Source organism: Paenibacillus sp. FSL F4-0125 (assembly GCF_038008565.1).
Lineage (GTDB): Bacteria > Bacillota > Bacilli > Paenibacillales > Paenibacillaceae > Paenibacillus_AQ.
In genome coordinates this window covers 1,041,596-1,054,535 of the sequence record NZ_JBBOZJ010000001.1, presented here as the reverse complement: position 1 = coordinate 1,054,535, position 12,940 = coordinate 1,041,596, and the positions used below count along the sequence as shown (strand labels likewise).

Annotated in this window: 11 protein-coding genes; 5 read left to right on the top strand and 6 right to left on the bottom strand. The window is 42.1% G+C overall.

The genetic code is table 11. From position 1 onward, the window contains the following. The first annotated feature begins 73 nt into the window (after positions 1–73). Positions 74–1,984 (top strand): glycoside hydrolase family 20 zincin-like fold domain-containing protein, encoded by a 1,911-nt coding sequence (locus NST74_RS04635; protein WP_341110644.1) that lies wholly within the window; start codon positions 74–76, stop codon positions 1,982–1,984. Positions 1,985–2,025: 41 nt separating this feature from the next. Here the strand turns inward: NST74_RS04635 and NST74_RS04630 are convergent, their stop codons facing one another. Beyond that, the gene (locus NST74_RS04630; protein ID WP_341110639.1) at positions 2,026–2,319 is read right to left on the bottom strand and encodes a hypothetical protein; all 294 of its coding nucleotides are present in this window, start codon (positions 2,317–2,319) and stop codon (positions 2,026–2,028) included. A 103-nt stretch (positions 2,320–2,422) separates the two neighbouring features. Between NST74_RS04630 and NST74_RS04625 the strand changes: the two genes are divergently transcribed. Further along, positions 2,423–3,358: a hypothetical protein gene (locus NST74_RS04625; RefSeq protein WP_341110638.1), complete on the top strand. Its 936-nt coding sequence runs from the start codon at positions 2,423–2,425 to the stop codon at positions 3,356–3,358. 94 nt (positions 3,359–3,452) lie between these two features. After that, on the top strand, positions 3,453–3,692 hold the full coding sequence (locus tag NST74_RS04620) for an NHLP leader peptide family RiPP precursor (RefSeq protein WP_170880314.1): 240 nt from the start codon (positions 3,453–3,455) through the stop codon (positions 3,690–3,692). Between the two features lie 16 nt (positions 3,693–3,708). Here NST74_RS04620 and NST74_RS04615 read toward each other — a convergent pair whose 3' ends face one another. Beyond that, on the bottom strand, positions 3,709–5,505 hold the full coding sequence (locus NST74_RS04615) for an ATP-binding protein (RefSeq protein WP_341110635.1): 1,797 nt from the start codon (positions 5,503–5,505) through the stop codon (positions 3,709–3,711). 227 nt (positions 5,506–5,732) lie between these two features. Continuing rightward, positions 5,733–7,631 carry an ATP-binding protein gene (locus NST74_RS04610; protein ID WP_341110633.1) on the bottom strand — a complete coding sequence of 633 codons (1,899 nt, stop codon included), beginning with the start codon at positions 7,629–7,631 and terminating at the stop codon, positions 5,733–5,735. A 224-nt stretch (positions 7,632–7,855) separates the two neighbouring features. On the opposite strand from NST74_RS04610, the gene NST74_RS04605 reads away from it, so the two are divergent. After that, positions 7,856–8,260 (top strand): hypothetical protein, encoded by a 405-nt coding sequence (locus tag NST74_RS04605; protein ID WP_042124412.1) that lies wholly within the window; start codon positions 7,856–7,858, stop codon positions 8,258–8,260. Between the two features lie 94 nt (positions 8,261–8,354). Here NST74_RS04605 and NST74_RS04600 read toward each other — a convergent pair whose 3' ends face one another. Next, positions 8,355–9,560 carry an MFS transporter gene (locus NST74_RS04600; protein ID WP_341110628.1) on the bottom strand — a complete coding sequence of 402 codons (1,206 nt, stop codon included), beginning with the start codon at positions 9,558–9,560 and terminating at the stop codon, positions 8,355–8,357. Positions 9,561–9,764: 204 nt separating this feature from the next. On the opposite strand from NST74_RS04600, the gene NST74_RS04595 reads away from it, so the two are divergent. Then, positions 9,765–10,448 carry a peptidylprolyl isomerase gene (locus NST74_RS04595; protein WP_341115828.1) on the top strand — a complete coding sequence of 228 codons (684 nt, stop codon included), beginning with the start codon at positions 9,765–9,767 and terminating at the stop codon, positions 10,446–10,448. A gap of 190 nt (positions 10,449–10,638) precedes the next feature. On the opposite strand, the gene NST74_RS04590 is transcribed toward NST74_RS04595, so the two are convergent. Beyond that, positions 10,639–11,745, bottom strand: a complete 1,107-nt coding sequence (locus tag NST74_RS04590) for a Glu/Leu/Phe/Val family dehydrogenase (protein ID WP_341110626.1) — start codon at positions 11,743–11,745, stop codon at positions 10,639–10,641. A 183-nt stretch (positions 11,746–11,928) separates the two neighbouring features. After that, on the bottom strand, positions 11,929–12,861 hold the full coding sequence (locus NST74_RS04585; RefSeq protein ID WP_341110623.1) for a manganese-dependent inorganic pyrophosphatase: 933 nt from the start codon (positions 12,859–12,861) through the stop codon (positions 11,929–11,931). Between the last annotated feature and the right edge of the window lie 79 nt (positions 12,862–12,940).

Here is a 12,940-nt window from a genome sequence, read left to right as displayed (position 1 = left end):
CTCCCCTTGTTTAGTAGTGATAAGGTTATTGTGAAGTTGATCATATTCTACATGAATAAGAGGTGTCCACGCTATGCTTAATCATTCTACACTACTGCTTGTACCTAATCCGCGTGAAATCACATTGTCCGAAGGTTCATTCCGTTTCCCAATAAGCGGAAGCATCGTGCTTCCTAGTACGGGAGAACAAGGTGCAATGCCGGCTGCACAAAAGCTGCAAGCTGTGATTAAACAAGCCTTAAATCTTCATTTAACTTTAACCATTGGCATACGCCCAACGGTAGTATCCGCTTGTATCTTTAGCTATGTGCCATCCTTATCAGAGCAGGCATATGAGATTGTTATTGATCAAAGCGGTATCGTTGTCTCCTATAGCTCACCTGTCGGGGCTTTCTACGCCGTAGCAACCCTGAAACAAATTATTGAGCAAAGCGGAAGATCTATTCCTCATCTGCATATTCACGATGAACCTGATTTTGGAGCTCGCGGGATTACCATTGATATCAGCCGCAATAAAATTCCGAAGCAAGAAACCTTGTACCGAATCATTGACCTTATGGCCGATCTGAAGATGAACCAAGTTCAGCTATATATAGAAGGTGCTCCGTTCGCGTATGAATCTTTCCCTCAAGTGTGGGAGCTTGAAACTCCGATTACTGGCGAGGAAATCTTGCTTCTAGATGCCTATTGTAAGGCGCGATATATTGAGCTTGTTCCAAACCAGAACAGCTTTGGACATATGGAAGGCTGGCTTTCCCGTCCTGAATTCAATGCTTTGGCGGAAATTCCAGAGGGATTCATGCTTCCTAAGGAATTGTACATGGCAGATGTATATCCAGAAGGGTTATTTATGCATCCCGGTACGTTTGACACCGAAGACCCTGCCGTACTCCCTCTGCTAGAAAAAATGTTCAATGATCTGCTTCCTTACTTTACCTCTAATCAGTTTAATGTAGGCTGCGATGAGACGTATGAGCTAGGTCTTGGCAAAAGCAAAGCGCTAGCTGAATCACAAGGCAAAGGTCAGATCTATTTATCTTTTCTTCAGAAGATTTATGAACTCGTTACGAAACGCGGCAAAACGATGCAATTCTGGGGTGATATTATTATCCAGCATCCCGAGCTGATTCCTCATCTTCCTAAAGACATTATTGCAATGGAATGGGGATATAGTGCGGAACATCCTTTCGAGTCGGATACCCTCAAATTCCGTGAAGCAGGTATTCCTTTCTATGTCTGCCCAGGCACCAGCTCATGGAACTCCATTACAGGGCGTAGCGACAATATGTTTGCCAATCTGCGTAGCGCTGCTATTCATGGCAAGAATAACGGTGCCATCGGCTATCTCATTACCGATTGGGGGGATCACGGACACTGGCAGCATCTCCCAATCAGCTATACTGGATATGTTTACGGTGCTGCACTTGCCTGGAATGTAGATAACAATCTAAAAGTGAACACTGCAAAGTACCTAAATACATTCATCTTTGCCGATCGCTCCGAGGGTATTGGTCAACTACTCCTTGATCTCGGCAATTACTATCAGCTTGAATCCGAGATTATTCGTTCAAATGATACGGAAATGTCCCTGCTTCTTCGCACTAATCTCGACAATTTGTTAATTGTAGAGAAACTTACCGAAGAACATTTCAACAATCTCGAAGAATACATGCTCTCTATCGAGGCACGTCTCTCGGGACTTGATCTACAATGTGATGATGCTGATCTTGTCCTAAAGGAACTGAGTAACGGAATCCATTTTGTGAAACACGCTGTGCAGCTTGGCAGAATCAAACTGCAGCTGGCATCCTCACCAGATTCGATTGACCCTAACCTGATTACGGAGCAAATCAATGATTTGAATGTTCTTCTTCATCAATATCGTCTATTGTGGACCGAGCGCAACCGACTCGGTGGCTTGGATCAAAGTATTTGGAGACTTCTACGTCTAAGAGGTCAATACGAAGCATTGAAATCGAAGTAATTTCTTCATCCTAGCTGCGCTTGGCGAGTTTAACGTTAAATCTAGCGTTTTCTACTCGCTAAGCGCAGCTCTTCATATTGATTCTCAAGCATCTCCCGCTCCCGCTCCTCATGTTTTTCTCTGCCAATTCCCTCTTTCATGCTCTCCTCATCCTCATAGATTTGCCACAAATCAGAGAACAAATAATCCTTGATTTCTACTGTTTTACCATTCAAGATCCCGTTTCTCCAAATAAGACCCGCAGAGGTACGCATCACAATGCGGCCGTCTGGCGTTTCAGCCTTTTGCCCCATTCGAATCGTCATAAGCATTTGACCCAAAGTATAGCACTCCATTTGTCCTAAAACCTCCTAAATTTTAGTTGTAATGGAATAAAGAGAAGGATATAATCAGGGCGAAAGAACCAGATTTTTGTAATTTCATTAGAGGAGGGATGCAATGGATTGGCTAAATGATTACGAAGAAGAACTCCGCTTAGTATTTCAAGAGAGCAAAAAGATCATCTCCGAATTTCCAGCGCCTCTAAATTCACAAGGCATGTCCTATCTTGAACATTTTAACGTATTTAATGCGGAAAGCCACAAAAATTACATATGTTATTTATTACCCTTTTGGCTCCAGAAAGGCTGCGGACTCTCAGCAGAAATTACCCGTCAAATGTCGATGGGCAATGTCTTCTTTATGCTATATTTTTTCATACAAGATGACCTGATGGATAGCAAAGAATCCTCTACATACGAAGGACTACCTTTGGCGAACATGCTCTATGTTGAATTTTTGAATATCTACAGAGGTTTATTTCCGAATGACTCCTCTTTCTGGACTTCATTTAATCGTTATATTGCTCAATGGGCAGACAGTGTTACTAATGAATCCGCCAGCGATTATTTTCTTAGCGATCGAATCAAAATCTCTTATAAAGCCAGTCCGCTCAAATTATCCAGCACTGGTGCCCTTCTTCTATCTGGTAAGGATTCTCTTGTACCGCAGACTGAGGAAATGATCGACTCCGTTCTACTTACCCTACAAATGCTTGACGACTATGAAGACTGGAAAGAAGATTTAGCAGAAGGCAGCTATAATTGTATACTCTCACTTACACGGAGTAATCTATCCACTGATAAAGAAACCTCACTCACATCGAATGAGGTCGAATTTTTCCTATTCACTGCATGCGGATTACATACCTATACCGAATTAGCGCAGGATACACATCATAAAGTGATAGCTTCCAGCTTAGATGTACCTCATCTTCTTGCATTTCATTCTATGCTAGTGACGAACTTACAACAGATCTCTGATTCAATTGAAGCAGAAAAGCAACTATTACAAGGTGGAGGCTTATTTTATTATCTTTCAAAAAATATACAATAATTCTATTATTTTGTAGAAAAAAGAATAGTATTAGCACAATTGCTATGTTATATTATTTAAGGTAAATATATACATTTTGGAAAGGGTGATTATTATGTCAGAAGCAGTTCTTAGAAATCAAGTCATTCAAAAGGCATGGGAAGATCCAAGTTTCAAGCAAAGACTACTCGCAGATCCAAAAGCAGCTCTCCAAGAAGCGCTAGGCGTAATCATTCCCGACAGCGTTACCTTGAAAGCCGTTGAAGAAGGTTCAAATGAATTCTATCTTGTAATCCCACCAAGTCCATCATCAGATGTATTGAAAGCAACCGCAGCACCACGCGGTTCTTGGTAAGACAGCAAGATTAACCTCATAGGGAGTAGGAATCATCCGGAGCTTCTGCCAATGGCAGTATGGTGATGGATTCGGTTCCTACTCCTTTTTTGCTTGTAAATCTTACTTCGCCATGCATAGCTTCTATGATACGAAAGGTAACCATCAAGCCTAATCCTGTCCCTTTATTTTTCTTAGTGAAATACGGTTCTCCAAGTCGGTGCAGAACATCAGCGTCCATTCCCTCCCCATTGTCTTTGATATGAATGATCACTTTATCATCTTCGCCGTACACCGACATATAAATGAACCCTTCCTCCCTGAAAGATTCAATGCTGTTCTTGATAATGTTGATGAACGCCTGTTTAAACTTCGAGGAATTACCTTTTACCCATAATGGACCGGATACATCCAGAATCATCTTTCCTCCATTGATGTGACAAAGAGGCTGCATAATGCTCTCAATATGCTTAAATTCATCATATAAATTCAGGCTAGAGATCGTCTCAAATTCCGGTTTAGCAAAGGTCAAGAAATCGGTAATTATATTAGATGCGCGATCAAGTTCGCTTAAGGCCATTGACATATAAATTTGTTCTTCGTTAACGGACTTCTCGCTAATCAGCTGAAGGAAGCCTCGAGTTACTTGTAGTGGGTTTCGCACTTCATGGGCTACGGATGCAGCAAGCTCGCTAATGATCTCCATTTTTTCTGAACGCTCCAATTCATTGTTGAAACGCTCTAATTCTCTAGAATAATTAACAACCTGTTGATGACTATAGGCCAATCTTCGCTCCAGAATTACGATCAAGGAAATAATGAAAACAACAAGCCCCCACTTCCACAAGAACAAATCATAGTTCCCTTTTTGGATGTAATACCATAGTAGCTCTGCAACTACTGTAAACGCAGCGATCCCAAATCCAATAGCAAAAACATCAGCATCTTTATTTCCTTTAAGTGAGAACATCACCACACATACGATTAATAGGATGAATTGGAGAATGAAGATGAACCCTATAATAGTGGTAGAAACAAAATAATAGAACTCAATATAACGATTATTCGATAGGAGATTGATAAAAAGACATATAAAACAAAAAGAGGAGTAAAGGACTTGAAATTTACGAAATTTTTGAATGATACTGAACTTACCGCTACCGAATAACTTTTCAAATAAAAAGGTGAGGGCCGGTAAAAGTGAAAAAAGGGCTAAGTCCAAGCATACATTGCTGATTGGTCCCAATTTACTGTAAAAGGTATAAATGAAGGGGGAGTAGGTTAATGAAAGGATGCCTGTAGACGCTATAACCACTGCTAATGAGGCAACACTGGAGAAATATTCTTTGTTTATGTAAAAGGCACTTATAAATAGAACGATGGCCACCAGAAAAAAAGCGCAGCCCAGAATCACATCGCTTAGTCCATTCTCAATATATTTATTTATTAATTGACTGTGTTCACCAATCACAACACTGTCTTTAATTCCGATTCTGTCTTGCATCGTTGCTGTCCAGATATATAGTGTTTTCCCGTTATCTTCTTTACTTAAAGGCAACAGCAAAGAATAATTATCCTTGATATAATTACGATCTTCCTCGAAGATCAAACGGTCCTCCACATAAACCTTCACATCAAGAGCATATATAGTATCGATATACACCGAAGGAGATACATATGTAAGATCAGGTAAGGCAATACGGGTCCAAGATGAGGATACCCCTGAAGGTAAATCCGGGATTCCCTTCTTAGAATCTACGTTCATCCAGCTTTGCTGGCCTTCACTCCACGGAACCTCTTTTTCTGTATTTCCTGTTTCAGGCCCCCATTTCATTTGCCACTTTGTAATTTCTTGAGATGAATATGGGTTTGCCGCCGATACAATAATAGAATCAAAACCTATCAAGAGGAATGAAAGGGTGATAACAATGTGGAGTATTCTAACCATCAAGCGCATATAGGCACCTCAGAAGGAAGTTTCAGAAACAATATTCTGTGTGTACTACTTCGCTCACTACACTACCCTTTCCTCCTAAAAAACGGAATAATCATAAATTTCTCCTAAATTTTTCTATACTTTGGTAACTTAATGATAATCTCCGTTCCTTCTCCCTTCTCACTTTGAAACTCCGTTGTCCCTTCCATCGCTTCAATAATTCGGAAGGTGACCATAAGTCCAAGCCCTGTTCCTTTTGTTTTATTAGAGTAATAAGGCTCACCCAATCGGGCTAGTTCACTGCCATTCATCCCTTCCCCGTTATCACGTACACTGATCATTACATGAGCTCCGAATTCCCAGGCTGTAACTCTAATCAGTCCATTATCCTGCAAAGCTTCGATGCTATTTTTTATAATATTAATAAAGGCTTGTTTGAATTTGGCAGATGACCCAATTACGCAGAGATCTGACTGTAGGTTGAGTTCAATCACTCCCCCTTGCAAATTGGCAAGCGGAGAGAGAATACCAGAAACATGGCGTAACTCTTCGGATACATCAAGCCTTTCAATAGTCTCCAAGCCCGGCTTAGCAAAGGTAAGGAAGTCTGAAATAATAACCGTGGCTCTATCCAGTTCTGCGATGGCCATCTGCATATATTCCCTCTCCTTATGATCTGACCGTTCCCCTAGGATCTGAAGGAAACCACGGGTCACCTGTAAGGGATTTCGTACCTCATGCGCTACAGAAGCCGCTAATTCACTAATAATCTCCATCTTCTCGGAGCGCTGCAAATCATTATTGAACTTCTCAAGCCTACGAGAATATTCAACGAGTTGTTCATGGTTTCTCGTAAACCTTCTCCCTAGAATGACGATTAAAGATAATACGAAAAACATCAACCCCCACTTCCACCAATATAATTGATAGGATTCTCCGGATATGTAGTACACGACCAATTCAGTAAGAGATATAAAGGAAAATATAGTAAACCCTGTAGTGAAAACAATGGCCTCTGCATTGCCCCGATAAGTATGAATAAACGCCAAGCTTACCAATAAAATAAATTGCAAAATCATAAAGATGCCTAGAACGTTTGTTGTCATAAATCTATAAAAGTCTTCCAGCTGATACGACAGAAGGATATTAACGACCATTAGAGAAAAACAGAATATAGAATAAACCATTTGAAATTTACGGAATCGGGTGACGATTTGTTTTTTCCCTGAACCGAAAATTTTCTCAAAATAAAATGTTAAGGATGGCAATAAGGTATACAAAGCTAAATCAAAAAAAACAAGCACGATTTTCCCATAATCATCGAGGACGATCGGCAAGAACGAAGAATACGTAACCACTATTACTCCAATGGATAAAAGAATTAGCACCAGCAAAAATCCGTCTGTAAAAAATCCTTTTCTCATGAATAGGAAGCAAATCAAGAGCACAATAGCTACAAAGATAAACGTCGTCCCAATGATGATATCCAGTAAGCCCTGCTTCACATAAATGGACAACAACGTACTGTAACGATCTACTCTTATTTCACCTTCAATCCCTAAATCCTTGCTTCCTCCCTGGGTCCATATGTATAGTTTTTGTCCTCCATCTTCTTTGGATAGAGGAATTAGAATTTTACTGCCATTAAAATTATACTTATCCTCAGAATCGTATACTAAAGCGTTATTCAGATAAGCCTTAACGCTATTTCCATATATCTTATTAATGAACAATGCGGATTTGTCACTTAATTGCGGCAAAGAAAACCGGAGCCACGCTGAGGATACACCTCTTGGTGTCTCTGGTTTATTATCTTGAGGCGTTACGCGAATCCATTCATCATCTGAAGCTGCTACAGCTTCTTCGACAGTCTCTACTTCAGTATTTCCAAATCTAATTTCCCAACCCGGCAGCGCAGAGTCTGATGATCCAGCACTCACTATCGCCGCACCGTAAGGCACTATTGCTGTTAGCAATAGAAATAATAGCAAAGTAGCCGCTATCTTTGGTTTTGGCAACTTCATCGTAGCACCTCAGTAATTCATTAGTTGTTTAAATGATCATATATGATTCTTAATTTCGACAACGTTCGCACTATTCCTGCCTATTCTTGTAAATTTTCTCGAAAAAAGACGTTATTTATCAGCGTTAATTCCCTGATTATTTGTAAAACGATTCGATCATAGGCATTCGGGTAAAGATACATAAGAGAAGTCCAAATCTTATCCTACTGAGGGAGTGAACGGCTATGGAAGATACACCTAATAAAACTGAAGCCGATTTTGTATATGAGCGTTATATACAAGCAGATATTGATGTAGATGATGTTGTCAATGAAGATGCCGACCCCGTGTTGGTTGGCGATAAATATTTGGCGGCGGATATTGGTTTAAACCAACCTGAGGAAACACTCGAAAGAAATGACTTACTGGAATCCGATGCATTCCTGGCTGCTGAAACGGCAGGACTAACAAGCAGGGATATGGATGATGCTGAGGACGAGGAGCTACTAGAGATGGAAGAGGAGGATCCGCCACTGGAGGATATTCCTGATGCAGATGAGGTGTATCCTGGATCCATCATCGATCCTGCTTCACCACCAGTGGACGGCATGCCCGGAACCGATGTCTTAAACGGATCACATGGAGATTAGAATAAACAAAACCGCCGGGCTAGAATCCGGCGGTTTTATTTGTTTTTCAATACAAGTGCTAACCTCAGTAAGGGTTACTATTGTAGCACTATGGTTATTCTGCTGAACGTGCCGCTGCGATTTGAGCATCCAGCTTGCGGGTCTTCACCAATACCGCTGCTACAAGCAGCATCACCCCATTGATTACAAACACCCAACGAATCTGGATAAATGCCCCAAGTAAACCGCCTATAATAGGCCCGGCCATTGTCGCGAGTTGAGATGCTGCTTGATTGAGACCAAAAGCACGTCCACGAAATCCGGGTTCAATCACTTGTACAATCATTGCATTTACAGATGGAAGTACACCGGCATAAAACAAGCCATAGGCAAAACGAAGAACCGCGAATTCCACATATCCTGTAACAAAGAACTGCAGAATATTACCGATACCTCCACCAATTAAACCAATGAACAAGATCAAACCAAAGCCCTTACGGCTTCCGATTCTACCCCACTGCGGAGCCATTAGTACAGTAGCAATACCCACAGCAGAGAATACAATTCCTGAGCTAAGCGAGGCTCTGCTTTTGGCGATTCCCATGTCTAGCAAATGTATCGGAATAAGCGGCTCCAGAATCATAACTGAAAAGGTGCTAATCCCCGCCAGCAATAGCAAAGTCATAAATGCTCGATTACTTCTCGCTTCCTTGATATCATCACTTACATGGGATCTCGGAGCAGATCGATCAAAGTTCTCCTCTTTAGCAAAAAAAGTAGCGATCAGTGCCGAAACAAGCACAATACCTGCTGAGAATAAAAAAGCAACCCGATTGCTAGTGTAAAAACTCACTAAACCGCCGATCAACGGACCAATGATACTCCCCGTTGCTCCGGCCGTAGACATAATACTCAGCGCGTAACCTGTCTTATCTTCAGGAGTGTTCGTGGCCACCATGGCAATCGCAGCGGGAACAAATCCAGCGAGCAGCCCTTGCAGTACGCGCACGATTAGAAAGACATAAGGATCATGCACGAAGTAATTAATCAGATATAAGGCTGCCAAACTAAAGCCCGAGCGAATAAGCATCGGCTTCCGACCGTATTTGTCGGCGAGGGAACCCCAGTAGGGAGAAATTAAAGCGCTGGCTAGAAAGGTTATGCCAAAACTAACCCCAGACCAAATTTCCAAATGATTCGTAACCCCAAGCTCGTCACTCAAAAAAATAGAGAGGAACGGAATAGAGATCGAATACGCCGTACTACAAAAAAAGACACCCACCCAAAGCACGATTAAGTTCCGTTTCCATGAAAAGCGCATGATCTACACTTCCTTTCTTGATGTTCTCGCGGAAACATTCCTATTATTGTAAACCTCTTTTAAGAATGTGCCAATCCCACAAGTCACAACTGACCTTTGCATGTAAAGGGACAAAGAGGTTATTATGAGAAGTACCTACGAGATTATTCAAGAAAAAGGAGAGATTGATTAGTGAAGTCTACAAGAGCAAGATCTGCTATCCTAATGGTCATGTTATGCCTGGTGATGGTTATTGCAGCGGGTTGCGGGAATAAGCCTACCCATAACAATGCCAGCAGTAATAATGGAAGCAGCAGCGGAGCAGCAGGAAATAACACAAGCACTGAGACAAATTCCGGGGCTAACGAAGGACTTCCTTCAGCTACAGCAAGCCACCCCATAGTGACCATTGAGATGGATAACGGTGGCATCATCAAAGCCGAGCTTTATCCTGAAGTTGCCCCTAACACTGTGAACAATTTCATCTCACTGATTCAAAAAGGATTTTATGACGGCACCATATTCCATAGAGTGATTCCTGACTTCATGATTCAGGGCGGTGACCCTGATGGTACAGGTATGGGTGGCCCAGGGTATAGTATAGCTGGAGAATTCTCCGGAAACGGGTTTACTAATAACCTGTTGCATACGGAGGGGGTTCTGTCCATGGCAAGATCGCAGGCTCCAGATTCTGCCGGTTCCCAGTTCTTTATTATGGATGCAGCATATCCTAGTTTAGATGGAAGCTATGCTGCTTTTGGTAAAGTTACCGAAGGCATGGACGTGGTTAAAGCTATTGTTGGTTTAAAAACAGACAGTTCAGATCGTCCGGAAGAGCCACCGGTGATGAAGAAAGTAACTGTCGACACACTGGGCGTCACTTACCCGGAACCACAAAAGGTACAATAACGAGAAAAAATATAAGGATAATATATAGCGTGAAACTTATAAATTCTTATATTTAAAAAAACTCGGTATGCTCCCATCCGGAATGTGATTCGGAGGGACTACCGAGTTTTTTTGAAAATATAAGCTTATCGTCCTTTAGGGACGACGATGGCGCGTTTATGTGAAAGACTAATTTAAGTACCTATGCGACCTATCCCCGTAGTGATCTTCTGCTAAGAGCATGTTGGCCGTTACGCAGGAAGGTACTACGAGTATTTCTTAATAAGGATATCCGTTCCTCTGCAAGCTGATTAGCCGCGACAGAAGTTGGAATTCCATTTAGACGTGAGATTTCCAGTACGCGGGTGATGTTATCGTAAATTTTCGAAACCTGCTTAAACGCACGCTCCTTATTATAACCGTTCAACTCATCCGCGATATTAATAACGCCACCGGCATTAATCACATAGTCAGGAGCATACACAATGCCCATTTCGTGAAGAGTATCGCCGTGATAGGCCTCTTTTAACTGATTGTTGGCCGCACCTGCGATCACCTTCGCCTTAATTACCCGAAGAGACTCATCATTGATCGTTGCACCGAGTGCGCATGGAGCATAAATATCACAATCTGTACTGATAATATCTGCGGGATCGACGGCTTTAGCACCATAAGCCTCTACTGCGCGCCCCACAGCTTCTTTATGAATATCGGTTACAATAAGCTGAGCGCCCTCTTCATGAAGATGCTTACAGAGTGAAAAAGCTACATTTCCAACGCCTTGAACAGCGACAGTCTTCCCTTCGAGTGAATCATTGCCAAATGCCGCTTTGGCCGCTGCCTTCATCCCTTGGTATACGCCATAAGCCGTAGCTGGTGACGGATTGCCCGAGGAGCCGTATGTAGGTGATGTACCTGTAACATAATCTGTCTCCTGATAGATTATGTTCATATCTTCTTCTGTTGTGCCAACATCTTCGGCAGTTATATAGCGTCCATTCAAGCCCTGTATGTATCTTCCGAAAGCACGGAACATCGCTTCGTTCTTATCCTTCTTGGGGTCTCCTATGATTACTGTCTTCCCACCGCCTAAGTTCAGACCCGATACTGCATTTTTGTATGTCATTCCTTTTGCTAATCGAAGTGCGTCAACAATTGCATCCTCTTCTGTAGCGTAGGTCCACATCCGTGTACCACCCAGTGCGGGCCCTAGTGTTGTGTCATGAATGGCAATGATAGCCTTTAACCCTGATGCTTTATCCTGACAAAACAACAGTTCTTCGTAATCGTCCCGCTCCAATGCTGCAAACAATTCCATTCTTAATATCCCCTGTCTTTTTGTTATATTCCACATGTTGGTGATTACTCTTACCTCTCAAAGTATTGTAGCAGAATGCGTCGTAAAACAAAAAGAACCGCGTCACCCTCATAATTTCTAATGGGTGACACGGCTCTTATATGAATGCTACTGCACAGAATAGAGTGCAAGGGTCAGCATGCGTTACAGCTTAGCAATGGTTTCTGTAAGAACAGGTACGATTTGTGATTTGCGGGATACTACACCTTTGAGAAGTGCCTTATTGTCATCAAGCTTCACGTTGTACGCCTGTTCTACTGCTCCTGCAACACGGCCCAGAGCCAGACCTACGGAATCGTTATTGAGGATATCTGTAACTACGAACAGGAACAGATCCAATTCTTTTTCAGCAATAATGGAAGTAAGTGCAGTTTCCAGTTCGGCTTGCTTGGAGAGAACATCATTAACATCCACCGCGTTTACTTGTGCGATTTCTACTTTGTATTCGCCCATTTTAAATTCCTTTGCATCCAAGGAAATCAGTTGAGCGATACTCTTGTCGCTAAGGTCTGCGCCAGCCTTCAACATATCAAGACCGTAGCTTTCTGCATCTACACCAGCGATTTCAGCAAGCTCGCGTGCTGCTGCTACATCTTCCGCTGTGCATGTCGGTGATTTAAACAACAAGGAATCGGAAATGATGGCAGACAGCATCAATCCAGCGATTTCTTTAGGGATAGCAACTCCGTTTTCTTTATACAACTTGTTAAGAATAGTAGCTGTACAGCCTACTGGCTCAGCACGATAGTACAACGGATGTGCAGTTTCAAAGTTTGCGATCCGGTGATGGTCGATAACTTCAACCACACGTACTTGATCAATGTCATTCGCACTTTGTTGGCGTTCGTTATGGTCAACAAGAATAACCTGATTGGCTTCACCAGCTACGTTCTCTACCAGACGAGGAGCAGCGGCTCCGAAATGATCAAGCGCAAATTGCGTTTCACCACTAACGTCACCCAGACGAACGGCCTCAGCATCCCAACCCAATTCCTTTTTGAGTGCAGCATAAGCAATTGCAGAACAAATGGTATCCGTATCCGGATTTTTGTGTCCAAAAACCAAAGTTTTTTCCATTTCCAATCTCCTTACTATGTTTTAGTGAGATTAATATACCATACATTGATAGCGGCTTCCAGATTGTCCAGTTTGAAAA